The 25,348-nt window shown below is 39.7% G+C and carries 22 protein-coding genes; 9 read left to right on the top strand and 13 right to left on the bottom strand.

Going from position 1 to position 25,348, the window contains the following annotated elements:
- Window positions 1–26 precede the first annotated feature (26 nt).
- The 3 genes from NXS00_RS13280 to NXS00_RS13270 form a co-directional block, all read right to left on the bottom strand.
- Complete coding sequence (locus NXS00_RS13280; protein WP_258099702.1) at window positions 27–2,201, bottom strand: bifunctional alpha,alpha-trehalose-phosphate synthase (UDP-forming)/trehalose-phosphatase; 2,175 nt, start codon at window positions 2,199–2,201, stop codon at window positions 27–29.
- Window positions 2,202–2,291: 90 nt separating this feature from the next.
- Window positions 2,292–3,095 carry a 3'-5' exonuclease gene (locus NXS00_RS13275; RefSeq protein WP_258099701.1) on the bottom strand — a complete coding sequence of 268 codons (804 nt, stop codon included), beginning with the start codon at window positions 3,093–3,095 and terminating at the stop codon, window positions 2,292–2,294.
- Window positions 3,092–3,694 (bottom strand): hypothetical protein, encoded by a 603-nt coding sequence (locus NXS00_RS13270; protein WP_258099700.1) that lies wholly within the window; start codon window positions 3,692–3,694, stop codon window positions 3,092–3,094. The genes NXS00_RS13275 and NXS00_RS13270 overlap by 4 nt, the downstream gene beginning before the upstream one ends.
- A 190-nt stretch (window positions 3,695–3,884) precedes the next feature.
- On the opposite strand from NXS00_RS13270, the gene dnaB reads away from it, so the two are divergent.
- Window positions 3,885–5,438: a replicative DNA helicase gene (gene dnaB, locus NXS00_RS13265; protein ID WP_258099699.1), complete on the top strand. Its 1,554-nt coding sequence runs from the start codon at window positions 3,885–3,887 to the stop codon at window positions 5,436–5,438.
- Between the two features lie 35 nt (window positions 5,439–5,473).
- Complete coding sequence (locus tag NXS00_RS13260; protein WP_258099698.1) at window positions 5,474–6,463, top strand: zinc-binding dehydrogenase; 990 nt, start codon at window positions 5,474–5,476, stop codon at window positions 6,461–6,463.
- On the opposite strand, the gene NXS00_RS13255 is transcribed toward NXS00_RS13260, so the two are convergent.
- Window positions 6,460–7,761 carry an ATP-binding protein gene (locus tag NXS00_RS13255; RefSeq protein ID WP_258099697.1) on the bottom strand — a complete coding sequence of 434 codons (1,302 nt, stop codon included), beginning with the start codon at window positions 7,759–7,761 and terminating at the stop codon, window positions 6,460–6,462. The two genes, NXS00_RS13260 and NXS00_RS13255, sit on opposite strands and share 4 nt — an antisense overlap.
- 115 nt (window positions 7,762–7,876) lie before the next feature.
- Window positions 7,877–8,200 carry a tetratricopeptide repeat protein gene (locus NXS00_RS13250; protein WP_258099696.1) on the bottom strand — a complete coding sequence of 108 codons (324 nt, stop codon included), beginning with the start codon at window positions 8,198–8,200 and terminating at the stop codon, window positions 7,877–7,879.
- A 77-nt stretch (window positions 8,201–8,277) separates the two neighbouring features.
- Here NXS00_RS13250 and NXS00_RS13245 point away from each other — a divergent pair, with 77 nt between their 5' ends.
- Genes NXS00_RS13245 through NXS00_RS13230 form a run of 4 tightly spaced genes read left to right on the top strand, consistent with a single transcriptional unit; the run spans window position 8,278 to window position 11,865 of the window.
- Window positions 8,278–9,015, top strand: coding sequence for an electron transfer flavoprotein subunit beta/FixA family protein (locus NXS00_RS13245; RefSeq protein WP_258099695.1), 738 nt, complete (start codon window positions 8,278–8,280; stop codon window positions 9,013–9,015).
- A gap of 1 nt (window position 9,016) precedes the next feature.
- Window positions 9,017–9,973: an electron transfer flavoprotein subunit alpha/FixB family protein gene (locus tag NXS00_RS13240; RefSeq protein WP_258099694.1), complete on the top strand. Its 957-nt coding sequence runs from the start codon at window positions 9,017–9,019 to the stop codon at window positions 9,971–9,973.
- On the top strand, window positions 9,973–10,569 hold the full coding sequence (locus NXS00_RS13235) for a bifunctional nuclease family protein (protein WP_258099693.1): 597 nt from the start codon (window positions 9,973–9,975) through the stop codon (window positions 10,567–10,569). The genes NXS00_RS13240 and NXS00_RS13235 overlap by 1 nt, the downstream gene beginning before the upstream one ends.
- Window positions 10,570–10,578: 9 nt before the next feature.
- Window positions 10,579–11,865, top strand: coding sequence for a NupC/NupG family nucleoside CNT transporter (locus NXS00_RS13230; RefSeq protein WP_258099692.1), 1,287 nt, complete (start codon window positions 10,579–10,581; stop codon window positions 11,863–11,865).
- Window positions 11,866–11,904: 39 nt separating this feature from the next.
- Here NXS00_RS13230 and NXS00_RS13225 read toward each other — a convergent pair whose 3' ends face one another.
- From NXS00_RS13225 to NXS00_RS13190, 8 genes are all read right to left on the bottom strand, one after another.
- The gene (locus NXS00_RS13225) at window positions 11,905–12,813 is read right to left on the bottom strand and encodes a metallophosphoesterase (protein WP_258099691.1); all 909 of its coding nucleotides are present in this window, start codon (window positions 12,811–12,813) and stop codon (window positions 11,905–11,907) included.
- A complete protein-coding gene (locus NXS00_RS13220; RefSeq protein WP_258099690.1) occupies window positions 12,813–13,184 on the bottom strand; it encodes a methylglyoxal synthase in 372 nt (123 codons plus the stop codon). Before NXS00_RS13220 ends, NXS00_RS13225 begins: the two co-directional genes overlap by 1 nt.
- A 79-nt stretch (window positions 13,185–13,263) precedes the next feature.
- A complete protein-coding gene (pckA, locus tag NXS00_RS13215; RefSeq protein ID WP_258099986.1) occupies window positions 13,264–14,898 on the bottom strand; it encodes a phosphoenolpyruvate carboxykinase (ATP) in 1,635 nt (544 codons plus the stop codon).
- A gap of 167 nt (window positions 14,899–15,065) precedes the next feature.
- Window positions 15,066–16,682 carry a phosphoenolpyruvate carboxykinase (ATP) gene (pckA, locus tag NXS00_RS13210; protein ID WP_258099689.1) on the bottom strand — a complete coding sequence of 539 codons (1,617 nt, stop codon included), beginning with the start codon at window positions 16,680–16,682 and terminating at the stop codon, window positions 15,066–15,068.
- A gap of 216 nt (window positions 16,683–16,898) precedes the next feature.
- A complete protein-coding gene (locus tag NXS00_RS13205; protein ID WP_258099688.1) occupies window positions 16,899–18,395 on the bottom strand; it encodes a sodium:solute symporter family protein in 1,497 nt (498 codons plus the stop codon).
- Between the two features lie 60 nt (window positions 18,396–18,455).
- Window positions 18,456–19,145 (bottom strand): hypothetical protein, encoded by a 690-nt coding sequence (locus NXS00_RS13200; RefSeq protein ID WP_258099687.1) that lies wholly within the window; start codon window positions 19,143–19,145, stop codon window positions 18,456–18,458.
- Window positions 19,129–19,701 carry a hypothetical protein gene (locus NXS00_RS13195; protein ID WP_258099686.1) on the bottom strand — a complete coding sequence of 191 codons (573 nt, stop codon included), beginning with the start codon at window positions 19,699–19,701 and terminating at the stop codon, window positions 19,129–19,131. The genes NXS00_RS13200 and NXS00_RS13195 overlap by 17 nt, the downstream gene beginning before the upstream one ends.
- Complete coding sequence (locus NXS00_RS13190; RefSeq protein ID WP_258099685.1) at window positions 19,698–19,892, bottom strand: PLD nuclease N-terminal domain-containing protein; 195 nt, start codon at window positions 19,890–19,892, stop codon at window positions 19,698–19,700. The genes NXS00_RS13195 and NXS00_RS13190 overlap by 4 nt, the downstream gene beginning before the upstream one ends.
- Before the next feature lie 351 nt (window positions 19,893–20,243).
- Here NXS00_RS13190 and NXS00_RS13185 point away from each other — a divergent pair, with 351 nt between their 5' ends.
- The 3 genes from NXS00_RS13185 to NXS00_RS13175 all read left to right on the top strand — a co-directional run bounded on the left by NXS00_RS13185 (window position 20,244) and on the right by NXS00_RS13175 (window position 25,338).
- Complete coding sequence (locus NXS00_RS13185; protein WP_258099684.1) at window positions 20,244–20,840, top strand: RNA polymerase sigma factor; 597 nt, start codon at window positions 20,244–20,246, stop codon at window positions 20,838–20,840.
- Between the two features lie 71 nt (window positions 20,841–20,911).
- On the top strand, window positions 20,912–21,943 hold the full coding sequence (locus tag NXS00_RS13180) for a FecR family protein (protein ID WP_258099683.1): 1,032 nt from the start codon (window positions 20,912–20,914) through the stop codon (window positions 21,941–21,943).
- Between the two features lie 110 nt (window positions 21,944–22,053).
- Window positions 22,054–25,338, top strand: a complete 3,285-nt coding sequence (locus NXS00_RS13175; protein WP_258099682.1) for a SusC/RagA family TonB-linked outer membrane protein — start codon at window positions 22,054–22,056, stop codon at window positions 25,336–25,338.
- Window positions 25,339–25,348 lie beyond the last annotated feature (10 nt).

The raw sequence follows: 25,348 nt of genomic DNA, 5'->3' as shown, positions 1-25,348 counted from the left end.
TTTTGTTATTTGTTATGATGAAAAGCTTAATTAATTAAGCTTTTCAGGATGTCTCTAATTTCTTGATGATCAGCAACACGATATCTTGCTGCAGATGAAGTGCTACCTACTTTAATGGAGTAAGCACTGCCAGGCATTGCTTTGAAGGTGTCTTCGTCTGTCCAGTCATCACCACAGGCCATGACAAAGTCTGAAGGATAATTGTTCAGCCAAACAGAAGCTGCTCTTCCTTTGTCAATTTCTGAATTCTTGATCTCCACTACTTTGTTGCCTTCCAATACTTTAAGGTTTCTGTCAATAGTGATGTACTTCAAGTGACTTGTAAGCTCTCTGGTTCTGGCTTCTCCAAGTCCGGTCTCTACTTTTCTGTAGTGCCACACCAAAGAATAATCTTTTTTCTCAATAAAACTACCAGGAGTTCTATCTACATATCCATCCAATACTTTTTGAATAGCTTCTTTCCACTTATCGTTAAGATTGGTAATGGTTCTGAAATCTTTACCTCGCTCTTTTAGCCATACGCCATGCTCTGCGATAATCTCTATGTTGTAATCTTTGAGCCATTCAGCTAATGTTTCTCTTCCTCTACCACTGATAACTACCACTCGATTTTTAGGATCGTCTGATAGTTTCTTTAAGATGGTTTTTAGCTCTTTATCTGGTTTGGAGTCATTTGGATCACTGAAGAACCCAACCAAAGTACCATCGTAATCCAGGAAGATGAGGCGCTCCTTGGCGTTTTTATAGTTGGTTTTGATTTCTGTTCTAATGTCTTGATCTACTATTTGGGTCTCCAAAGCTTTTTGTTCGTTTTTAATGTAATTCAGACGCTCCATGAACAGGTTCACCCAGTGATGGATATTGTAGCGCTGTAGAGAGCGCTGCATGGTTGTCATGGCTGCAATTTGCTTTTTGACAGGCATTGTTAACGCACGTTTCAACGCAGCTACCAACTGATGCATGTCATTTGGGTTGATCAAAATAGCGTCTGACAATTCCTTAGAAGCGCCGGCCATTTCACTCAATATGAGTACTCCCTTCTTGTCTAACTTACTGGCAATGAATTCTTTACAAACCAGATTCATCCCGTCTCTCATAGGGGTAACCAATGCTACATCAGCCATTCTGTAAAATGCTGACAAAGCATGAAGAGGGAATGAGCGATAGAAGTAATGAATAGGTGTCCAGTTTAGTCGGGCATGTTTACCATTGATTCTACCAACCAATAAATCAACTTCTTCTTTGAGTTCTTTGTATTTGCCTACTGAGTCTCGAGAAGGTACTACAACCATCAAGAGCGATACTTTTCCTCTGTATTCTTCATTCTCTTCCAGGAATAATTCAAATGCCTTTAGGCGTTGAGGAATTCCCTTCGAGTAATCGAGTCTGTCTATTGATAAAATCAGTCGTTGATCTCCAACTGAAGTTCTATATCGTACTTCTCTGGCTAGCGTTTCCGGAGAAGCTGCAGACTGAGCGTATTTGTCATAATCAATACCCATTGGTAAGGCATCGACCATTACTTTTCTATTATCAACATTGATTTGTCCATTGCTATTTCCAAGTCCAGCCAGTCTGTTCACTGATGACAAGAAGTGACGCATGTCGTCATAAGTATGGAAACCAAGGAAATCAGCGCCAAGCATTCCGTTTAATAATTCTCTTCTCCAAGGAAGAAGTCTAAAAGACTCATAAGAAGGGAAAGGAATATGTAAGAAGAAACCAATGCTCGCTTTAGGAGCTGATTGTCTTAAAAGTTGAGGAAGAAGTAGTAATTGGTAGTCATGAATCCAGATTGTGTCTTCTGGCTCCAATACCTCTTCAATTGCTTTCGCAAACTTCTTATTTACTTTTTGGTAAGCCTTCCACATATCATCATCAAATACAATGTATTGATTGAAGTAGTGGAAATTTGGCCAAAGTGTTTCGTTACTGAACCCTTCATAAAACTCTTCTATTTCAGAAGCAGTTAGGAAAACTGGTTTCATGCTTTCCTTTTTTAGGTTCTTAGCTATTTCTTTTTGATGTTCTGATTTCGATACGGGCATCCCAGGCCAGCCTATCCAGATATTATCTCCTTCTTTATAGATGGATCCCAACCCCGTTGCTAAGCCGCCTTCGCTAGGCTTATACTGGAATTTTCCATCTTCTTGTGAGATTTTAACTGGTAGTCGGTTAGATACAATGATCGTTTTGGCCATAATGAAAGGTTTACAATAAATATACAACCCAAAAACATTTTTGTTTGATGGGTTGCTTTAAGTTATTATGTCTTTTGATCGGGCCGGGGCTTACCCAAAGGTGTTTCTCAGTCTGATCTGAGTTAATTTTCTTTTAGTGTCTAAAGGGAAATCTCCCTTCATCATCCAGTCGTAAAAGCTTGGTTCTCTTTGCAATACCTCACTGACAGGTTTGCCTCTGTGTTTTCCAAAGTTGAAGACTTCCACATCATCAGAATTGTAAACAATTCGGCCTGCAAGATCCACCATTTTTTGGTTGGTTAGTTCATGAAGTTTACCCATGTCATTTTCAATGACACCTATATCTTCACCCAGGAGATTTTGGACGGTTTCACCATTGTATTTCTCAATTTGGGATACAAGGACCTCATAAGTAGCCTGAGTGTCAGCTAGAGCACTGTGTGCATTCTCTAGTGTTTTACCACAATAGAAATTGTAAGCAGCACTAAGGTTTCTTTTTTCCATCAAATGAAAGATCTTTTGTGCGTCTACTAATTTTCTGTTGTCCACGTCAAAATCTACATTGGCACGAAGAAATTCTTCTACCAACATGGGTACATCAAATTTGAGAATGTTGAACCCTGCAAGATCACAGCCTTCCAGCCAGGTTGCCAGAGATTTTCCGACTTGCTTAAATGTCGCTTCATCCTTCACATCCTCATCATAAATCCCATGAATCAAACTGGTCTCTAATGGAATGGGGATGGTTGGGTTGATTTTTCTACATTTTTCTTCGATCGTTCCATCTGGCATCACTTTTAACAATGCCATTTCTACAATTCGATCTTGAGAAATGTTGGTGCCAGTGGTTTCTAAATCGAAAACCACCAATGGGTTTTTTAAATGGAGTTTCATGAAAAGGTTTTTAAAGCATCATAAAACTTAGCATCAGACACTCCAATTCTGTTAAGAAGTGCTTTGGCTCCAGCTGCATGTGCCGGGAATCGTTTGCTTGTACTTGCTACTTTTATTCTTTCAGAGCCGAAAAGGAAGTTGTAGCCATCCTCCAGGGTGTCTACCGGAAGAGCAGTATATTCGATGTTTCGAACATCTTCACGCTCCTTTTTACCCATCAATGTAGCCACATTATCTCCTTCAAAAAATAGGAAAGTGCCTGCTTTAGGTAAATTGTCAGCTAGTGATTCGAATTGGCTGATGTATTCTTCAAAAGACTTGTAAGGCTCAGGAACATCTTCGTCTATGCGATGAATTAAAAGAATATGAATATCTAATTGATGAAAAACGGCTTTTCCATTTTCTAACTCATCTCCACCTTTGATTATTACGATTGGAGCATCTGTTAATTCGTTTTCTTCGCCAACAGCAAAGAAGTCTGCAGGTTTGCCAATAGCGGTCAAAACGTGTTTAGTGAGATTGTAAATCTTCTTAACTCCGTGATTGCCACCTATATATATTCTCTGTTTATTCTTTAAGAGATCAGTGTTTATTTGCATGGGTTGTTACGTATAGCTCAAAAATAAAAGAATTTGAGGGGGAGCCAAACTTTTAGACCATTATGACGCGTTTAAAAACAAGGTAATCATCACAAAAATTTATCCACATTATATGTGTTTAAAAGTTGGTGATTAGTTCTTTAGACATCATAATTAGTTATGCTAGGTTTGCTTTCGATATACTTTTCACATGGAAGGAAATAACCCATCAACTTTTAAAGGCAATACGAAAACCAGACGTAATGCAGGCACCGATTTGTCCAGACAACTCGGTAAAATGCCACCTCAGGCCATTGAGTTAGAGGAGGCAGTGTTAGGTGCATTGATGTTGGAGCGTGACGCCCTGACCGATGTGATTGAGATCTTAAAGCCTGAAAGCTTTTACAAAGATGCCAACAGGTTCATTTTCGAAGCTATTGTTCACCTATTCAACAATAGTGAACCAGTTGACATTAAAACTGTAGTTCATCAGCTTCGAAAGCTTGGAAAATTAGAATTGGTAGGAGGGGCGTATTACGTTTCGGAGTTGACTACAAAAGTTAACTCAGCAGCCAATATTGAATATCATGCTCGTATTATCTCCGAGCAATCTATCAAGCGTCAGTTGATCCAGATATCTACTGAGATCACCAGTGATGCCTATGAAGACACTAAAGATGTTTTCGATTTACTAGATAAAGCACAGCAATCTCTTTTCGATGTATCTGAATCAAACATTCGGAAGAACTTCGATAACATGAGTGCCTTAATGCATCAGGCCATTCAGGAGATTGAGGAGCGTAAAAATCAATCTGATGGTTTAACAGGTATTCCTTCAGGGTTTACAGCTCTGGATAGAAACACATCAGGATTCCAGCGTTCGGATTTAATTATTATCGCGGCTCGTCCAGGTATGGGTAAGACCGCTTTCGTAGTATCCGCATTGCGAAATGCAGCAGTGGATTTCAATATTCCGGTAGCTATTTTCTCTTTGGAGATGTCCTCTGTTCAGTTGGTTCACAGGATGGTTTCCGGGGAAGCTGAATTAGAATCTGATAAGCTAAGAAAAGGAAATCTGGAAGGTTATGAGTGGCAGCAGTTGATCAGTAAGACTAGTAAGTTGTCACAAGCACCAATCTTTATTGATGATACACCAGGTTTGAGTATACTGGAACTTCGGGCAAAAGCTAGACGATTGGTAGCTCAGCATGGAGTTTCAATTCTTGTAATTGACTACTTGCAGTTGATGTCTGGTGATTCGAGTGCAGGCGGTAACCGTGAGCAAGAGATCGCGCAGATATCTCGATCCTTGAAAATGATTGCCAAGGAGCTGAATGTTCCGGTGATTGCCCTGTCCCAGTTGAGCCGGGCTGTGGAGACTAGAGGAGGAGATAAGCGTCCGCAGCTTTCGGATTTGAGGGAATCAGGTTCTATTGAGCAGGATGCCGATATGGTAATGTTCCTGTATCGTCCGGAATACTACGGTATCACTCAGGATGAAAATGGTATGCCGCTTCAAGGTCAGGGTATCGTTATCATCGCTAAAAACCGTCACGGTAAGTTGGAGGATGTGCCGCTTAAATTCATTGGTAAATACACCAAATTTGAGGATTTGGATGCTCCAATGTCAGGTGGAGGCGGTGATACATATGGTCACTCATTCCCATCAGGTGGTGGAGGTAATTCTGACTTTACTATTACACTACCAAGTAAGGCCAACGGTAACGATGGCGGTGGCGGAGGTGGTGATGGAATGCCATTCTAAAATCTGAAATTAAACAACATTCAAAACACCCCAATATGAAAGCTCTTGTTGTTAATGCCATAGATGGCATGTTCTCTCTTGAAATGATCAATAAGGCCATTCCTGAAATCAGGGATGGCTATTGTCTTGTCAAGATGAAAGCAGCAGCACTAAATCGTCGTGATTACTGGATTTCTGTAGGAAAATATCCAGGTATACAACATCAGACTACTTTGGGTTCTGATGGATGTGGCGAAGTAGTTGAAGGAAGTGCTGATTGGAAAGGTAAAACAGTGTTGCTCAACCCAAATCAGAATTGGGGTGATAATCCTGCGGTTCAGTCAAGTGCTTACACAATACTGGGGACACCTTTGGATGGTACAATGGCGGAATATCTTGTGGTTCCGGAGGATAGACTTATTCTTAAGCCAGAGCATCTATCAGATGAGGAAGGAGCAGCAATTCCTTTAGCTGGTCTCACTGCCTTTAGAGCAGTATTTACGAAAGCTAAAGTTAAAAAAGGGGATAAAGTTTTAGTTACTGGTATAGGAGGAGGAGTGTCACATTTTGCTTTAATGTTTGCGGTATCGGCCGGTGCAGAAGTATATGTGAACAGCAGTAGCCAGGAAAAGCTGGACAAAGCACAATCCCTGGGAGCTGCTGGTTTATTTAACTATGGTGACGCTGATTGGGTAAAACAGGCTGCTCAAGTTGTTGGTAAATTCGATGCGGTTATAGATAGTGCTGGTGGAAATGCCATCAATGATTACTTGCGATTGGTTAAACCTGGTGGTAAAATCGTTGTTTATGGTAGTACTACTGGTAAAACCGACGGCCTGGATTTATTTAGACTTTTCTGGTCACAGATTACCTTAGAAGGGTCAACCATGGGCAATGATTCTGAATTCAAACAAATGATCGAGTTCGTTTCCAACCATGAGATAATTCCTTCTGTTGATAAGGTTTATGGTTTTACCGAAGGTATTGATGCAATTAAGTCTATGGTCAATACCGAGCAGTTTGGTAAAACTGTGCTTAAGTTCTAAGCAGTTAACCTGATATCTCCAGTAATTTTTTCAAGTAGCTCATTAGGCTTAAATGGTTTAGCCAGGTATTCGTCCATCCCTGCCTGAACACAAGAATCTATATCTTCTTTAAGGACAGATGCTGTTAATGCAATGATTCTTACGCTTTTATTCGGTCCGTCATTGTTGTTGCGAATAAAGCTGGCAGCATCTAAACCATTCATGATAGGCATTTGAATATCCATCAGAATAACATCATAGTTCTTTTTATAAATGGCGTCAATTACTTCCTGGCCATTTTCCACTACATCCAACTCCACTTCATAATTGTCTAGAATTGACTTTACTACCATTTGATTGATGTAGTTATCTTCTGCCAGAAGAATTCTCATTTTTGAAAGATTGACTTTAGGACTAGACGGCTTAATTAGTTGATAGTTGTCGTTAGGAGATTTGTTTAATTGTACTTCAAATTTGAAGCTAGTTCCTTCACCAAGTTTACTGCTTACTTCTAGTGATCCTCCGTACATTTCAACCAGCTGTTTTGAAATATTAAGGCCTAAACCGGTGCCACCATATAGTCGAGCTGTCTCCGTTCCTCCCTGATCATATGGCGTAAAGATGTCTTTTATCTTGTCTTGAGGAATTCCTCTTCCCGTATCATTCACTTCAATAGCCAATCGATAGCCATCATCATTTTTTACAGATTTGGCGACTACATCTACTCCACCTTCGTTAGTGAATTTTACTGCATTACTGATCAGATTCATTAATATTTGAGTCAGCCTTACAGGGTCTCCCTTAACTGTTTTTGGGAAGTTCATATGAATAAAGGATTTGACACTAATTCCCTTTTTCTGTGCGTTTGGTTGGAAAGTATTTACGGCAGCTTCAATAGTTTCTATTGGGTTAAACTCAATATTTTCCAAAGTCAACTTGCCAGCATTGATCTTACTTAAATCAAGAATTTGATTGATTAGTGCATGTAGTGTATTTGCTGAATAATTGGCAGCTTCTAAGAACTTTCTTTGTTTTTCATCCAGTTCTGTGTCTAAGATTTGAGAGATTAAACCAATGATTCCGTTCATGGGAGTTCTGATTTCATGACTCATCTTGGATAAGAAATTGTCCTTTTCTTCGATATCACGTTTGGTTTTGAGCTGCGAATATTTCAGGCTGTCTTTTGCACTTTTGATTTCATTACGATTGCTAATGTATTCAGTAGCACGACCGATCATGAATGCGATAAATGATAACCCTCCTGCCAATAGGAAAATTTGTACCCAGTTAATTTCAAGCGACTTAATAGTTAGTTCCATGTGAGCTTTAATTAGACGTTACAGTTACAAATGTCGTAAGTCAACTGTTGCCATACATGAGTATAGTCCGCTATTCTAAAAAGTGGCGAATCCCGTAGCATTATAGGGGAAATGCCTAATCGTTCTCAAATTGGAAGTTGGTAAAAGCCGTTTGAAGCTCCCTGAGAGCATGTGATTCCTTCAAGACTTGTGCTTTTTCTATGCCGGTCTGATAGATTGCCTCTGCCTTTTCCAAATTGCCTAGCTCTGCATGAAGAGCTGCAGCATGGTAATAGGTCCCGATATAATCTGGATGATTTTTGAGAAGATCATCAAACAATTCTTCTGTTTTCAGTTTATTAGTAGGAAGGTATTCCAGTGCAAGGGCATATTTGGAGAAAGCGTCGTTAGGATCTTCCTGAAGAAACTTTTCGAGTTGTTTTACTCTATCTGGATTCATTTCACTGGTTTTTATTTAGTGTATATTTAGCTAACTTCGAAAGCAAATTTAATAAGCCATATTTTCCCATAAATTTTATGAAAATACTTGTTTGTATAACGCACGTTCCGGATACAACGTCAAAGATTTCCTTTACGGATAACAACACCAAATTTGACAAAACTGGAGTGCAATACATCATCGGACCATACGATGATTATGCGCTAGCCAGAGCAGTTGAATTAAAAGAAGTAAATGGTGGATCAATCACGGTATTGAATGTAGGTGAAGCTGAAACTGAACCAACAATCAGAAAAGCATTGGCAATTGGTGCTGATGACGCTATCCGTGTAAATGCATTTCCGACAGATGCATTCTTTGTAGCAAAACAAATTGCTAAAGTTGCTCAAGAGGGGTCATATGATTTGATCTTGATGGGACGAGAGTCAATTGACTTCAACGGAGGTCAGGTTCACAGTATGGTTGGTGAGTTGATGGGCTTGCCATCTGTTTCTCCTGTGATGGTTTTAGATATAGAAGGATCTACAGCTAGAATTCAAAGAGAAATAGAAGGTGGTAAAGAGTTCATGGAGCTTGATTTGCCATTCGTTGCTGGATGTCAGGAACCTATCGCTGAATGGAAAATTCCTAATATGAGAGGAATCATGTCTGCACGTACAAAACCCCTAAACGTAGTAGAGCCAACTGGCGACGAAGCTCCTGTAAAAGTGGAAGTGTTTGAAATGCCTCCAGCAAAAGGAGATGTGAAACTCATCGATCCAGATAACCTGGGTGAACTAGTAAACCTATTGAAGAACGAAGCAAAAGTATTGTAAGATGTCAGCATTAGCATTTGTAGAATTAGAAGAAGGATTAGTAAAGAAGTCGTCTCTTGAGGCAGTTAGTTATGCATCATCGGTAGAGAGTGATGTGACTGCTATCGTGTTTGGAGCGATGAATGATGGTGAAGCTGATAAAATAGGAGCAGCTGGAGCAAATAAAGTGCTTCATGTTGCTGATGATTCTTTAGCTCAACCAAATATTATGGCCTATGCGTCAGCGATTGCTGAAGCGATGGACAAAGAAGGAAGTAACTTGTTGGTTTTGGCCAAATCTTCATTAGGAGATCCGGTATCAGCAAGAGTAGCTATCAAAACTGGTGCTTCATTAGCAACAAACGTTGTTGATTTGCCAGATACTTCATCTGGATTTAAGGTGAAGTGTAGCATTTATACAGGTAAGGCGTTTGCAATCAATACACTTTCTGGAGATAAAAAGATATTAGGTCTTAAAAAGAATGCCGTAGCAGTAAAAGAAGACGGTGGATCAGCATCAGTAGAGGCTTTCGCTCCAACTAAAAATGATGGTGATTTCAAAGTGAAAGTTACCAACACAGAGAAGGCTACCGGGGAAATTCTTTTGCCAGAGGCTGATTTGGTCGTTTCTGGTGGTAGAGGATTGAAAGGTCCTGAAAACTGGGGAATGATCGAAGAGCTAGCGAAGACAATCGGAGCTGCAACAGGATGTAGTAAGCCTGTATCAGACATGGACTGGAGACCTCACCACGAACATGTTGGACAAACAGGTGTTAAAGTGAGTCCTTCTTTATACATTGCAGTAGGGATTTCGGGAGCTATTCAGCACTTAGCTGGAGTAAACTCTTCCAAATATATTTTAGTAATCAACAAAGACCCTGAAGCACCATTTTTTAAAGCAGCTGACTATGGAGTAGTTGGTGATGCGTTTGAGGTGGTACCTAAACTAACTGAAGCTATTAAAGCACAGCAAGGTTAATGGCAGATAAGATTAAACTAGAAATACTCGGACTTTCTTCAAGTCAGTCACAGTCGGGCTCTTTTGCCCTTGTATTAGGAGAGGTAGGCTCCAATAGGAGATTGCCTATTATTATTGGGATGTTTGAAGCTCAGGCAATAGCCATAGAGATTGAAAAGATTACTCCCAATAGACCTATGACTCATGATCTTTTTAAGTCCTTCGCATTCAATCTTGGATACGATATTAAGGAGATCTATATCTCTGACTTGAAGGAAGGAGTATTCTTCGCAAAAATAATATGTGAAAGCAACGGTAAGTCCTTCGAAATAGACGCAAGGCCTTCTGATGCAATCGCCATAGGTCTTCGATTCAATGTCGACATTTATACAAATGAACCTATACTCACCGAGGCAGGTATTGTGCTGTCGGACGAAGAGGAGGAGATCACAGATGTGAAGCAAAAGTCTAGTGAATCTAGCAGACCGGAACCGGTTGCTAAAAAGATGGAGGATCTGCCTTCCGATCAACTGAATAAAATGCTTGATGATGCATTGGCACAAGAGGATTATGAAAGAGCAGCCAAAATCCGTGACGAAATCAATAAGCGAAATTAAAGTTAGTTAATGGACATTTTCAGGGCTGCAATCGGCCTCATATTCATCATTGGGGTTGCATTTGCTTTTTCATTTAACAGACGATCCATTGATTGGAGACTTGTAGGTACGGGAGTTGGATTGCAAGTTATTTTCGGACTGTTAATCACACAAATCAGTTTTGTTAGAGCGGCATTTAGCTGGTTGAGTAACAAGTTTGTAGTATTACTCAGTTTTGCTGATGAAGGCTCAAACTTCCTTTTTGGAGGTCTGATGGATACCGATAGTTTGGGCTTTATTTTTGCTCTTAAGGTACTTCCGACCGTGATCTTTTTCTCCACTCTGACGTCCGGTCTGTATTATCTTGGGGTATTGCAGTGGGTGGTAAAGGGAATTGCCTGGATTATGGCTCGTACCATGAAATTATCTGGGGCTGAGTCACTTTCTGCTGCAGGAAATATCTTTTTAGGTCAGACTGAAGCTCCATTGTTGGTAAGACCTTTTGTTCCAAACATGACTAAGTCGGAATTGATGTGTTTGATGACAGGAGGGATGGCGACAATAGCAGGTGGTGTGCTAGCAGGATATGTAGCTTTTCTCGGAGGAGGCGATCCGGCAGCTCAGGAGAAATTCGCTGCCTATTTGTTAAGTGCTTCTATTATGAATGCACCTGCTGCAATCGTGATGTCCAAAATCATGTTACCTGAGCTTTATAAAGATCAAATCAACACTGATCTTACCGTATCAACGGATCAAATGGGAGTAAATCTTGTAGATGCATTGGCAAGAGGTGCTTCTGAAGGATTGAAATTGGCACTAAACATTGGGGCCATGTTATTGGCATTTATTGCGCTAATTGCTGCTGTGAACTATGTGCTGATGGCTATTGGAGATGTAACTGGCTTGAATGCACTCATCGTATCTTCAACCGATGGTAGTTTTGATGGCTTCTCATTAGAGTATTTGCTTGGACAGATCTTTAGAGTATTTGCATTCATGATTGGTGTTGATTGGGATCAGTCACTCCAGGTAGGAAGTTTGCTCGGGCAGAAAGTGGTTGTAAACGAATTTGTGGCTTATTTAGGTTTGTCTGAGTTTGTTGCTGAAGGAGTTCTTAACGCTAAGTCTGTTGTCATCGCCACATACGCTTTATGTGGATTTGCGAACTTCAGTTCAATTGCAATCCAAATAGGAGGGATCGGAGGAATGGCTCCAACGCAACAAGGAAATATCTCTAAGCTTGGAATGAGAGCTTTAGTAGCGGCTACCTTAGCTACCATGATGACTGCTGCGATTGCAGGCGCATTAATGGCGTAATCATTAGAAAATATTGAAACTAAAAAGGGTTAGCCGTGGCTAACCCTTTTTTAATGTCTTGTTGGAAGTGCGTTTGTAGCCAGTGATGGTAATTTCAACTTCATTAACCTCTACAATAGCAAAAGAATTATTTTCTAAGCCTTCATAATCTACCATACCCAGGTGAGTACAATAGTGGATTCCGTTGACTTCTGTATAATTTTCTTCGTGCGTATGTCCATGAAAGGAAGCAATTACTTTACCAGAGTCTTCCATAATCTTCTGTGCTCGCTCATAATCAGTCATATGAAATACTGCGTCACCTTTTACAAAGTGGTATAAGGTGAAGTGTGAGAAAACTATCGTTGGAAGTTTGGTTTTCGCAAGATCTTCTTCAAACCATTTCCATTCAGCTCCTGGTAAATGAGCATCAAACCACTCATAATCTCCTTTGTGATGTGGACGCTCATCCGCATGGAAATTTGGATCCAATACGATAAAATGAACGCCTTGATGATCAAATGAGAAATAGGTCTCGGACTGGTTTATTCCTGTATTGGTAATATTCTCTTGAAACTGATCCTTGGAGATGCTATCCAGGTCATGGTTTCCAATGCAATGATATCTAGGTCCTTTGAACTTACTATATTCTGCTTCGATATCCTGTAAGAACTTGATAGTATCAGCTTCCACTTTGGTTGGATGTTCATCTTTGAAGTCTCCAAGATGAATAGCGAAATCAACTTTTTCCTTATTCAAGACTTCCACCGCTTCGGCCATTTTTTGAAGCGACTGTTTATAATATCGAGTTCCTGACGGCTCTCGATCTGCATAATGTGAATCTGTTAATAACCCAAAGCGAACAGATTTCTTCCTAGAACCTAATAACTCCAATGGAGCTATGGCTGATAATGTTGCCATAGCAGCACTGGAAATCAGAAACCGTCTACGATTAATCGTCCAGCTCATTAAGACTGTATTTTGAACATGCTGTCCATCATCAATCTTGCTCCAGCCGGATTAGTAGCTAAAGGAATATTGTGCACGTCACAAAGTCTCATTAGCATTTGGACGTCAGGTTCATGTGGATGCTTGTCCATAGGGTCTCTAAAAAAGATCACAAGATCAAGTTTCTTCTCAGCAGCTTCTGCAGCTATTTGAGCGTCACCTCCGAGTGGTCCGGATAGATACTTATGAACTTTAAGTCCAGCTTTCTCGGCGTGTGAACCTGTTGTGCCTGTAGAAATCAAATCTACCTGGTTCAATTGTTCTTTATAATTAAGTAAAAAAGCCACCATATCGGCCTTTTTACCATCGTGAGCTATGATCGCAATTTTCATGTGGTAAGTTTAACTAAAAAAATAAGGACACCCGATACTGGGTGCCCTTATTTGCTCTATTAATCTGCTATGAAAGTTTTCAGAGGGTAGATTCCTCAACGAACTCAAGGTTAGGTTTAGGTTCACCTCCAAGGATTTCATCATTAGCAAACTCTCTGAACTTGTCAAAGTTCACTCTGAATTTCTCAGCTAGTTCATTTGCTTTTTGATAGAAGGCCTTGTCGTTCTGCCATGTTTCCTTAGGACTCAAGATTTCATTTGGAACACCAGGACAAGTAGTTGGCATTTCTGCGCCGAAGATGCTGTGTTTACGGTATCCAACGTTGTCCAATACTCCAGACAATGCTGCAGTGATCATGGCTCTGGTGTAGCGAAGCTTAATTCTGCTTCCTATGCCGTATGCACCACCAGTCCAGCCAGTATTAACCAACCATACACTTACTTCATTTTCTTCCATTTTTTGGCCTAGCAACTCCGCATATCGGGTTGGGTGCAAAGGCATGAAAGGAGCTCCGAAACATGCAGAGAATACTGGTTGAGGTTCAGTAACACCAGCTTCGGTTCCTGCTACCTTAGAGGTGTAGCCTGAAATGAAATGGTACATCGCCTGGCCTTTTGTTAATCTCATGATTGGAGGCATAACACCTGATGCATCACAAGTCAAGAAGAAAATATTCTTAGGTACACCGCCAATAGAAGGTTTTACGATGTTCTTGATGTGATCAATTGGATAAGATACCCGTGTATTTTCAGTTACTTCTGTGTTGGTATAGTCAACAGTTCTTGTATTCGGAATGAATCGGGTGTTTTCAAGAATAGCTCCGTACTTAATAGCGTTCCAGATGTCTGGTTCATTCTCTTCGGATAAGTCAATAACCTTCGCGTAGCATCCTCCTTCAAAGTTGAATACATTGGTTTTAGTCCATCCGTGTTCGTCATCACCAATCAATAGTCTATTTGGATCAGCAGAGAGAGTTGTTTTTCCTGTTCCACTTAGTCCGAAGAAGATAGCAGTGTCATGATCTTCTATACCCATATTGGCAGAACAGTGCATTGGCAATACGTTCTCTTTAGTAGGTAACAGGAAGTTCAATACAGAGAAGATGCCTTTTTTCATTTCGCCAGAGTAAGCTGTTCCTCCTACAAGGATCATTCGCTTAGTCATGTTGATGATGGCGAAGTTAGATTGTCTTACTCCATCAGTGTCAGGGTCTGCTTCAAACTCAGGACACGCTATGATGGTGAAGTTTGGATCAAAGTCTTCTAGTTTGTAGTCTGGAGGAGTAATGAACATATTGTAGCAGAAGAGGTTGTGCCACGCCATGGTGTTGATTACTCTCAGTTTGAGTTGGTGTGCAGTGTCTGCACCTGCATATGCATCTCTCACATAAACTGTTTTATCTTCTAAGTAACCCAGCATTTTAGCGTAGATGCGCTCAAAACTTTCTTCAGATACAGGTTTATTGATATTTCCCCACCATACTTCTTTTTCGGTAAGTGAGTCTTTAACAATAAATCTGTCTTGTGGTGATCTTCCGGTGAATTTGCCAGTGTCGCACATCAGTGCACCTGTGTCGGTAAGGTGACCTTCATTGTTTCTAACAGCTATTTCTGTTAGTTCCGTGGCAGTTAGGTTCCAGAATGCTTCTTTTACCTTTTTTACACCTGCAGCTTCTAAGCCGCTTTTTGTAGATTTTAGACCGAATTCTTCCATAATTCTCGTTGTTGATTTAGGACTACACGAAGATCGGTATACCAATAAGCGTGGGTAATGACGTCCATCATCACCAGGAGTGATCTGTGACATTCCAGTGGCTGTCATAAATCAAAAAAAGCTCAGTCAATAACTGACTGAGCTTCTAGGTTAGAATGTGAAATGAATCACTCGTAGTTTAGATTTGGTTTTGGCTGTCCGGCCATGATCTCCTCATTCGCGAATTCTTCAAACTTGGTAAAGTTTGCATTGAACTTACGAGCAAGGTCATTTGCCTTCTTGTAGAAAGCATCGTCATTTTTCCAGGTTTCTCTCGGTGAGAGAATTTCATTTGGTACATTAGGACATGTTAAAGGCATTTCTGCACCAAAGATGGAGTGTGTTCTGTACCCTACATTATTTAATACACCACTAAGAGCTGCTGAAATCATGGCTCGGGTATATTTTAAGCTAATACGTTTTCCTACTCCGTAAGGACCACCTGTCCATCCAGTATTAATTAACCATACGTTGGTTTCATGCTGCTCCATTTTTTGCCCCAACAACTCAGCGTACTTAGTTGGGTGAAGAGGTAAGAATGGAGAGCCAAAGCAAGCTGAGAATACAGGCTGTGGTTCAGTCACTCCAGCTTCGGTACCAGCTACTTTGGAAGTGTAACCAGAAATGAAGTGATACATTGCCTGACCTTTAGATAATCGCTGGATAGGAGGGATCACTCCAAAAGCATCACAAGTAAGGAAGAAGATGTTTTTTGGGATTCCTCCAATAGATGGGTCCACAGCATTTCTAATGTGGTAGATTGGGTAAGAAACCCGTGTGTTTTCAGTGACTTCACAGTTTTCAAAGTCTACTTCTCTTGACTCATCTTTGAATCGAGTGTTTTCTAAGATTGCACCATATTTAATAGCGTTCCAGATATCTGGCTCTTTTTCTTCACTCAGGTCAATTACTTTGGCGTAGCACCCTCCTTCGAAGTTAAAGACATTCTTCTCCGTCCAGCCATGCTCATCATCGCCAATCAACAAACGATTTGGATCAGCTGATAGAGTGGTTTTTCCTGTACCTGATAAACCAAAGAAGATAGCCGTGTCACGTTCCTCAATACCCATATTGGCAGAGCAGTGCATGGATAATACATTTTCCTCGTGTGGAAGGATATAGTTAAGAACAGAGAAAATGCCCTTTTTCATTTCTCCTGAGTAACCTGTTCCTCCAATAAGGATCATACGTTTAGAAAAATTGACAGCTGCAAAGTTCTTTTGTCTTGTGCCATCCACTTCAGGATCTGCTTCAAACTCAGGAACACACAAAATGGTAAAGTTGGGGTCAAAGCTTTCCAATTTGTATTTCTCCGGTCTCAAAAACATGTTGAAACAGAATAGATTATGCCATGCAAGTGTGTTTATCACTCGGATACGAAGTCTATGCGTTTTGTCAGCTCCAGCGTAAGCGTCACGTACATAAACTTTCTTATCAGCTAAGAAGTCTACCATTTTGGTATATAGCTGATCAAATTTTTCTGTGCTCAGTGGGATGTTGATATCTCCCCACCAAACAGATTCTTGTGTTTTTTCATCTTTTACGATGAATCTGTCTTTCGGTGATCTTCCAGTAAATACGCCGGTATCACACATCAATGCACCTGTGTCGGTAAGATGACCCTCTTGGTTCTGTACAGCTTCTTCAATTAGCTGTGCTTGACTCAGATTCCAATGGGCTTCCTTTACGGTAAGACCTAGGGTGGATAGGTCACTTTTTTTTGACTTTAGTCCGAATTCTTGCATGGTTACGGTTTTAGTTTGACTTTGTACCGTGGGGTTCAAAACATCCATTTTTTAAACTAAGGGTTAATTTGGAAATTGCTTAATTCAGCGTTTTTCGTAAATGAAAACGTTTGCAAGCGAAGTTAGAATAGATTTCCATCAATTCTAAACGAATCCAAACAAACCTTATTCAAAGTTTGTATTTAGCCCGTGTGGACTTTTGCAAGAATAAGTGAACTACTTCTCGAAGAAAGGAGCGCTTTGTTCTTCTGGAGATGGCTTGCTTAATAAACTAAACGTAACCAAAAATGTCACTGATACAATAAGTGCCGGAATTGCTATATAGTCTGTATCAAATGGGAATTTCAAGATTCCTAAATCAAGTCCTGACTCTGCGTATACTTTATTAAGAACAGAAATAATTAAAACAGTAACCATTCCTCCACTGATAGCTGCAATTCCACCTTGTTTAGTAACGCGTTTCCAGAAGAAAGCGGCTAACAAAGGAGGAGCAAGAGAAGCACCAATCATGGTGTAGGAGATGAGCGACATTTCCAGAATGGTAGTAAACTGCGTTACCATCAAGTAGGCTAGCAAGCCTAAAATGACGATAGAAACACGCTGAATCATCAATTTCTTTTTAGACTCTAAAGTCTTGCCTTTGAATCCATATTTCTCAATTAAGTCTCTTGAAAGGTTAGTTGAAGCCACCATCAAGAAGGTGTTACCAGTAGATAGAATGATCGCTACACCACCGGCAAACAACAGTGAACCTAATACTGGTGGAAGTTGTTCGAAACCGATTCTAAGGATAATCTCTTCAGACATAGCCTGGTTGATGTCTCCGTTCTCCAGGAAAAATCTTGGATCATCTGAATAGATAGCAAATCCAATTACAGATATTGCACACATCAATACTTCAATTAATACGACACCAACAAACATTCCAAAAACTGCTTTTTTAGCACTTGAGGCATCTTTTGCAGAGGAGAATTTTTGGTACATGCTACTCTCACTTAGAAGTAATAAAAGAGTAGGTAATAAAATACCTAAATACCAGGTAAAACTATGTCCTTCTGTCATTGACAAGTGATCTGGACTTACTTCATTGATAGTTGCTGCTACTTCTGACCAACCACCTTCTTGTGATAGTAGGATTGGAAGGGTCAATACGATAGCACTTATCATGATGATTCCATTAAATATGTCTATCGAGACGATGGAAACCATACCTGCGAGTGCTGTAAATGCAACTATTAAGAAGAAGGTAATAACAGTACCTAACTCGGGAGATATAGCTCCTTCGGTTAAAATATTCAGGAATCTTCCTCCACCTTTAAATTGATAACCTGCAATAATCAAGTAGGCAAGAATAATGGTGGTAGTTCCTAATAATCTCGCTAATGGAGAATATCGCTTTTCTAATATATCAGTTAGTGTATACTGGGCTATTTTTCGAACTCTTGCAGCTATGAAGTAAACCACAATGATTCCAATCCATGCACCCATAGAAAACCATAACTCTGAAAAGCCTGTTCTGAAAGTAAGACCAGCAGTTCCAAATAAACTTCCCGAACCTATCCAGGTGGTGATCAGGGTTCCAACTAATAGGTAAATAGGTACATTTCTACCTGCCACCACAAAATCGTCTTCATTTTTTACGGTTCTACTCTTATAGATAATGATACCTGTGAGAATGAGAATGTAAGTAAGGGTGACAACTATGTAGATCATAAAGACTTTTTGAGTTTTGCGGCTCGAAGATAGTCATTTATTGGAAAATCCCTGACTCCTCTATCTCATAGAAAAGATTGCTCCAAACGATAATTCTAAGCCCTCAATAACAGTGGAGGCATTATTTATATCCACTTCTTTAGTGATAAGTTGAGAATTGCTGTCTTTTACTCCTGAATAGCTCCCTTTTAGCATTGTCTTACTGCTACCTCTTAAATAATTGGCTTCTATGCTTAATTTCACTTCTCGACTAAATGGAAATTGAAACTCAAATCCACCAAGCCACCCATATCCAAGTTTATTTTTCAATTGAAAGTCAGTATTTAATACTTCCCAGCCTTCAAAAGATCGCCATGCTCTGTCCATATTTCCTTCATTGATTCTTTGACCAATATTCCACCAGCCAAAGCCCCCAATCATGAATTTCAAACTCATTTTCTCTATTGGGAATTTTACATAGATATCTGCAGGAATCATCAAGGCAAAGTGAGGTCCTGTCAATGGTTTGTCATAGGAAAATGGAAGATTTTCCATTGCTAATCCAGGGATATTATATAGCGAGAATCCTGACTCAATGCCGAGCACTTCACCAACTCCAATGCCGCGTATTGAGAACGGGCTAATCGGGGCTGTGATGTATCCGTTTTTGGGAATCAAATAGGAGAATGAAACTCCCTGAGATCTTGCAGACCAAATAGAAAACAAGTTAAGGTAGAGAACGACTAAGAAAATTTTATTCTTCAGCGGCATATTTGGTTATTAATTCCTGATATGATTGTTTGAGATCATTCGCTCCGTTATTAATTACGGATATATTGAAATACAAAGATATGGCGGTAGAGTATGGCGGAGTTTCATCCTGCTGAGTCGCCATGATGCCAAGATTCTGGAAGAAGGATCTAGAGAATTCTGTGAAAAATACTTGAGTCTGATAGATCTCCGCACTACTAATCAAAAAATCCTGATCCAATTTATTGATAGCTGCATTGTTTTGAGCGATAACCCATGCTGCGTCTGTCAACAGTTCTATTTCATAGATAAATTTGACACCGTGAACATCATCAGGGTCTAATGATACGAGTGAATCTAGATAATTGGCGTAATCTTGATTTTTAATCAACATGGAGTCTACTTTGATCAGGTTCTCCTGACACTCTTTAATTATGGAGTTTTTGAGAACTATCGCTTCACTTTCTGCATCTAGGGCTTGCTTGTATGAGTTTAACCCTAAGGCTAAAATCACAGCAAATACTACAGAGACAAACTCCATAGCAAGTTGACCAAAGGGAATATTTTTCATTTTCATGAAGGGACCCTGTTTTTACTACCAATGGCAAAATAGAGAACAGTACCAATAAAAGGTAAGAGTATGACTAGCACCACCCATAGGATCTTTTCGTTGTTGTCTTTAAATTCACTTTTAATGATATCGATAATTGTCCAAACCCATATTGCGAATAAGAAGAAGCCGAATAGGATAAAAAATAATAGAGCCATATTGGAGATGTTAAAATCAAAGAGTTGGTGATCAAAACTTAATATAATTCATGGCAATGAGTTAGCAAAAAATCGAGTTCTGATTTTTAAGAAGAATGAATGTTTGGAACAATATAATCTTATTTGATCCAAGGGGAATTATGGTTTTTCGACTTGGAAACTATTGTGTTCGATTAAAAGCGTATGGCATAATAACGCTATGAGCTATAAAATTTTCAGGCCTTTATTTGTATAACGAACATTTATTAATTCCTTAAAAATTTCTTCATTATATGGGAACTAATTGTACTTTTAGGAATTAAATCGCTTATTACTTTTTAATAAGCATAGTCAATTGAGGAAGCTCATTTCATGAAATACGATTCTTTTTCAGCTATGGATGAGGAGTTGTTAGAATTAGTCGAAGGGATAAGATCGGGTGATGCTGGCTGCTTCGAGCATATATATCATATGTATGCTAAAAGAGTCTATGGAGTAGCAAAAAGTTTCTATTTGGACCATGCAGATGCGGAAGAAATGGTCCAGGAAGTCTTCTTCAAATTATGGAAAAACAGGAGCAACCTAAGGTCTGACCTTTCCATACAATCCTACATTATTACGATCTCTAGAAATACTGTTCTTAAATTTTTAAGATCTCAAACAGTTCGCTCCAACTACGTAAATGAACTCATTGTTTCTTCCGAACCAGGTGAAAATTCCACAGAGACATCTTATGAGTTCCACGAGCTGCAAAACAAATTATCTGCGGTTATGGATGAATTGTCCCCACAAAGGAAGAAGGTGTTTCAAATGGTGAAGTTGGATGGTGTGAAAATTGATGAAGTAGCAGAGATGATGGGACTTTCTAAACGTACAGTGGAGCATCACTTATTTCACGCCACCAAATTTGTAAAGAATCATCTTAGCCTTTCTGTTGTGGTGGCACTGGTATTCTATCAGGTTTTATAAAAATTTTAAATTTTAATTACGTAATTGTTTCAGCATGCGGGTATATCCTTTTGTAAACGCTAAATGACTGCATGCAGCAAAGAGAATTATTTGAGAAAGTAAAGAGAGGAGAGGCTACCCAGGCTGAAAGAGATCAGTTGCTAGAGTGGATTGATTCCTGTGATTCAGAAGTTGATGAATACATATCGGAATATTTCACTCAAGGATTAGATCAGAATATCATTTGGGATGATGAGCCTGTGTTGGAGAAGCTTCGAGAAAGAATAGCAGATGAGGATCCTTCGAAAGTAATCAGCATTAATAGAAAGCATTGGACAGACGAAGTTCAGGAATATGAAGCTAAGTCTAGACGTATGCACAACTACGGGACTTATTGGCGAGTAGCATCTTTAGTCCTAATCCTTACCTCAATCATAACCTATTTTTCAATTCCTAAATCGGAGCAGGCTTCTGAGGTAAGAATCGTTTATAACACCAAAACCACTGAAAATGGACAAAAAATGTCCTTTTACCTACCAGATGGAAGTAAAGTCGTTTTAAACGCTAATTCAAGTCTTGTATTTCCCAACAACTTTAGTGCAGAAAGAAGAGATGTGTCTCTTAGTGGAGAAGCATACTTCGAAGTGGTAGAGGATGTCAACAGACCGTTTGTGGTAGAGAGTGGTGGGTATGCTACTCGCGTATTGGGTACAAGTTTCGTAGTGAAAAGAAATTATGTCCTCAACGATTTAGAAGTTGCACTTCGTACCGGAAAAGTTCAGGTAACCGGAAATGGAGCTTCAGAAGTACTCGTGCCAGGGGAGAAAGTGAATATCGATCTGGATAATTCAATCATTGCAAAATCAACCTTTGATGATATGGAGTACTTCGGTTGGACCAAAGGGATATTGTATTTTCAGGAAGTAAGTTTCGATGAGGTGGTGGACAGACTGGAGCGTTGGTATGGAGTATTTATTACCGTTGAAAATATGCCATCTACCAATAAGAAATACTCCGGGCACTTTGAAAATGAAAACCTGGAAAACGTATTAGAGGGATTAAGCTTTATAAACAAATTCGATTACTCAATAAATAACAAGAAAGTGATGATACAATTTGAATAACCAAAATCTAACAAACTAAACTTAACTAATCTGAAGGTCCTGCACAAGATTGGAAGCCTTAACAGGAACCTCCAGATGCATTAATTAAAAACTTAATTAACCGTACAAATATGGACAAAAAACTACTAAGACGGATAGTAATGTTGTCGAAACTAACCTTTTATGGTCTTGTGATTCATGCCTTCCTAACTGGGACACTCTTCGCAACCGGAGTGTCTAGTGCTCAGGGAGTTGCCAGTGTTCGAGAGGCAGTGATATCATTAAAATTGAAAGACAGTGCAATCGATGAGGCGTTCGATCAGATCGAGCGCAAAACTGATTACCATTTCTCCTTCAACAAGGAGGATATCAATTCTGGTGTTCAGCTGAGCAAAGAGTTTAAGAACGCTACTGTAGCTGCTATACTTTTAGAGCTATCTGCTGAAGCTAATCTTAAATTCAAACAAGTGAATGACGTAATTCACGTAGGTAAGAAAGAGCAAGCAGCTCAACCGGAAGTTGAAGTATATGTGAAGGAAGTAACCGTATCCGGAAAGGTAAGTTCGGCTAAAGAGGGTGGACTTCCTGGTGTTTCTATTGTGGTGAAAGGAACATCCATTGGTACCATTACTGACATTGATGGAAATTTCAGACTTACCGCTCCTTCTGAACAATCTATTCTAGTGGTGAGTTCGGTAGGTTATGCCACACAGGAAGTGATGGTAGATGGCAGAACAACAATTAATGTAGAACTGAAAGAAGATGTTACTGCGCTAGAAGAAGTAGTGGTAGTAGGCTACGGTACACAAAAGAAAAAGGAAGTGACCTCTGCTGTTGCATCTGTTAAAGAAGAAGAGTTTAATTCTGGTGGTGTTCGTTCTCCTTTGGATTTGATTCAGGGAAAAGTAGCAGGACTTAACATTACAAGGACATCTGGTAATAACCCCAATACCAGCGCTAGTATTCAGCTAAGAGGTGTAAACTCTCTAAGAGGTGGAATAGAGCCACTTATCGTTATTGACGGTATCCCAGGTGCCAATCTGGATCTTCTTCAGCAAGATGATATTGAATCAATAGATGTGTTGAAAGATGGATCTGCTGCTGCAATCTACGGAACTAGAGGTAATGCAGGAGTAATCCTGATCACAACTAAAAAAGGAAAAGCTGGAGATCCGAAATATTCATACTCAACTTACCTTCAGAGAGAGGTTGTAGATCGTAAGCCAGATTTCTTAACTGCCAGTGAATTCAGAGGCTTGATTGCTGCTGGAGAAATTGATGCGGCACAGGACTTTGGTAGTTCCACTGATTTGTATGATGAATTGATTGATAAAAAGAATCTAAGTCAATACCATAATTTCTCTGCTTCAGGAGGATCCTATAAATCCAACTATAGAGCGTCAATTTACTTCAATGAGGCCAATGGTATCGCTAAGGAGAACGGTAGAAAGCAAGTTGGAGGTAGAATGAACGTGAATCAAACTGGATTCAATGAACGATTAGATCTTCAAATGAACCTTGCGGTCAATGTGAACAATAGTAACCTTCTTGGTGGAGGAGGTGGAGACTTTGAGCAAGCCATCCAAAGAAACCCGACGGCTCCATTGATAAATCCTGATGGTACTTTCTTTGAAACTCAAGGATACAATAACTACAACCCGCTTTCAAGGTTGGAGCACAGAATCAGCGAAAGAAAGCAAATGACACTTTCAGGTGATGCGCGATTGACCTATGAAGTGATTGATGGTCTTCATGTTTCTGCCTTTGGTTCTTATCTGCGTGATGACTGGAATGATAGATATTACAGATCTACTGAAGATTGGGATCAAAGACCAGATGCTCAGTACCAGGGATTTGGTTATGCTTCAAAGAGTAATCGCCTGGAGTGGTCCAAGACATTTGAATCAACAGTTGATTATAAGAAGGTTATAAGCTCGCACTCATTCGGAATCTTAGGAGGGTATAGTTATCAGTACAGAACCATCGAGTCATATAATATGAACAATAATGGTTTTACAACTGATGCTTTCTTGGATTGGAACTTCGGTAGTGGAACTGCTATCAATAATGATCAATTGCCACGACCTGGAATGGGAAGCAGTAAAGGTGATAATACCTTGATTGCCTTCTTTGGTAGAGTGAATTATGCTTTCAAAGAAAAGTACTTCGCACAAGCAATCTTGAGAAGAGAAGGTTCATCAAGGTTTGGTGCAAACAACAAGTGGGGTATGTTCCCTGCAGCTTCTGTTGGTTGGACGTTAAGTGATGAAGCATTCATGAGTGCTGTTCCGCTTATTGACAACTTGAAAGCTCGTATTGGATACGGTGTTACAGGTAACCAGGAGTTTGCCAATTACCAGTCATTGGTAACCTTAGGGACTGGTGGAGTTTATCCTCAGGATGGAGTTTTCTTCCAAACATACGGTGTTGGTAAAAACCCTAACCCAGATCTTAAATGGGAGAAAAAAGGAGAGTGGAACTTTGGTCTTGATTATGCCATACTTGGTGGTAGACTAGGTGGATCAATTGATATCTACAATCGCCTAACAACAGATATCCTAAATGAGTACACTGCACAGCAACCTGCCTATGTGTGGGATAGAATTTGGTACAACGTGGGATCAATGAGAAATAAAGGGGTTGAATTCTTGATTTCTGGTATTCCGATCTCTAAAACTGATCTTCAGTGGAATATTGATTTGACTGGAAGCTGGCAAGAAAACAAGTTAGAGAAATTGTCTAACGAGACTTTCAAAGCGGAGCGTTTGGAATATGGTGGACTTCCTTCTCCTGGCGCATTGGGTAATGCTATCAGACTAGAAGAAGGTGGTAGAGTAGGAAACTTCTATGGTAAGCGTTTCGCAGGGTTCACTGAAGATGGACAATGGTTGTTCTATAAACAAGATGGTACTACAGGAACAGCAGGTGAAATGGTGCCAGAAGATTTGACCATCATTGGTAATGGTGTTCCTAAGTTCAATTTGGCCTTAACTAATCGTTTAACTTATAAAAACTGGGATGCTACTGTATTTTTGAGAGGTAAGTTCGGATACGATATTTTGAATACCAAAGAAATGTATTTTGGTAACAAAAGATGGTTGCCAAACAACATCTTGAAGTCTGCAATCACCACACATAGTGAGTTGGATGATAATCCACAATACTCTGATTACTATCTGGAAGATGGAGGTTTTGTAAAGCTTGATAACGTAACTATCGGCTACAACTTCGACTTCAATACCGATCTAGTGAGAAACCTAAGATTGTATGTGACAGGTAGAAACATCCTCACATTTACCAAATACAGCGGTATTGATCCAGAGTTGCAGAATACTGGTTTTACCACAGGTATCGATGGTAGAGGATTTTACCCACGCACCAAATCATTTACTGTTGGGTTGAATTTTGGATTTTAAAATTAGAGAC

This window comes from Marinoscillum pacificum (assembly GCF_024714495.1).
Taxonomy (GTDB): Bacteria; Bacteroidota; Bacteroidia; order Cytophagales; family Cyclobacteriaceae; genus Marinoscillum; species Marinoscillum pacificum.
The sequence above is the reverse complement of the archived record's forward strand: the minus strand, read 5'-3'. Positions and strand labels throughout refer to the sequence as shown.

What these genes read in the sequence shown, in the direction of transcription:
- NXS00_RS13220 (WP_258099690.1), bottom strand. Translation starts at nt 13,184, where the DNA reads ATGAAAATTGCGATCATAGCTCACGATGGTAAAAAGGCCGATATGGTG.
- NXS00_RS13240 (WP_258099694.1), top strand. Translation starts at nt 9,017, where the DNA reads ATGTCAGCATTAGCATTTGTAGAATTAGAAGAAGGATTAGTAAAGAAG.
- NXS00_RS13270 (WP_258099700.1), bottom strand. Translation starts at nt 3,694, where the DNA reads ATGCAAATAAACACTGATCTCTTAAAGAATAAACAGAGAATATATATA.
- NXS00_RS13280 (WP_258099702.1), bottom strand. Translation starts at nt 2,201, where the DNA reads ATGGCCAAAACGATCATTGTATCTAACCGACTACCAGTTAAAATCTCA.
- NXS00_RS13230 (WP_258099692.1), top strand. Translation starts at nt 10,579, where the DNA reads ATGGACATTTTCAGGGCTGCAATCGGCCTCATATTCATCATTGGGGTT.
- pckA (WP_258099689.1), bottom strand. Translation starts at nt 16,682, where the DNA reads ATGCAAGAATTCGGACTAAAGTCAAAAAAAAGTGACCTATCCACCCTA.
- NXS00_RS13250 (WP_258099696.1), bottom strand. Translation starts at nt 8,200, where the DNA reads ATGAATCCAGATAGAGTAAAACAACTCGAAAAGTTTCTTCAGGAAGAT.
- NXS00_RS13225 (WP_258099691.1), bottom strand. Translation starts at nt 12,813, where the DNA reads ATGAGCTGGACGATTAATCGTAGACGGTTTCTGATTTCCAGTGCTGCT.
- NXS00_RS13245 (WP_258099695.1), top strand. Translation starts at nt 8,278, where the DNA reads ATGAAAATACTTGTTTGTATAACGCACGTTCCGGATACAACGTCAAAG.
- NXS00_RS13205 (WP_258099688.1), bottom strand. Translation starts at nt 18,395, where the DNA reads ATGATCTACATAGTTGTCACCCTTACTTACATTCTCATTCTCACAGGT.
- dnaB (WP_258099699.1), top strand. Translation starts at nt 3,885, where the DNA reads ATGGAAGGAAATAACCCATCAACTTTTAAAGGCAATACGAAAACCAGA.
- NXS00_RS13260 (WP_258099698.1), top strand. Translation starts at nt 5,474, where the DNA reads ATGAAAGCTCTTGTTGTTAATGCCATAGATGGCATGTTCTCTCTTGAA.
- NXS00_RS13255 (WP_258099697.1), bottom strand. Translation starts at nt 7,761, where the DNA reads ATGGAACTAACTATTAAGTCGCTTGAAATTAACTGGGTACAAATTTTC.
- NXS00_RS13175 (WP_258099682.1), top strand. Translation starts at nt 22,054, where the DNA reads ATGGACAAAAAACTACTAAGACGGATAGTAATGTTGTCGAAACTAACC.
- NXS00_RS13180 (WP_258099683.1), top strand. Translation starts at nt 20,912, where the DNA reads ATGCAGCAAAGAGAATTATTTGAGAAAGTAAAGAGAGGAGAGGCTACC.
- NXS00_RS13185 (WP_258099684.1), top strand. Translation starts at nt 20,244, where the DNA reads ATGAAATACGATTCTTTTTCAGCTATGGATGAGGAGTTGTTAGAATTA.
- pckA (WP_258099986.1), bottom strand. Translation starts at nt 14,898, where the DNA reads ATGGAAGAATTCGGTCTAAAATCTACAAAAAGCGGCTTAGAAGCTGCA.
- NXS00_RS13275 (WP_258099701.1), bottom strand. Translation starts at nt 3,095, where the DNA reads ATGAAACTCCATTTAAAAAACCCATTGGTGGTTTTCGATTTAGAAACC.
- NXS00_RS13190 (WP_258099685.1), bottom strand. Translation starts at nt 19,892, where the DNA reads ATGGCTCTATTATTTTTTATCCTATTCGGCTTCTTCTTATTCGCAATA.
- NXS00_RS13235 (WP_258099693.1), top strand. Translation starts at nt 9,973, where the DNA reads ATGGCAGATAAGATTAAACTAGAAATACTCGGACTTTCTTCAAGTCAG.
- NXS00_RS13200 (WP_258099687.1), bottom strand. Translation starts at nt 19,145, where the DNA reads ATGCCGCTGAAGAATAAAATTTTCTTAGTCGTTCTCTACCTTAACTTG.
- NXS00_RS13195 (WP_258099686.1), bottom strand. Translation starts at nt 19,701, where the DNA reads ATGAAAATGAAAAATATTCCCTTTGGTCAACTTGCTATGGAGTTTGTC.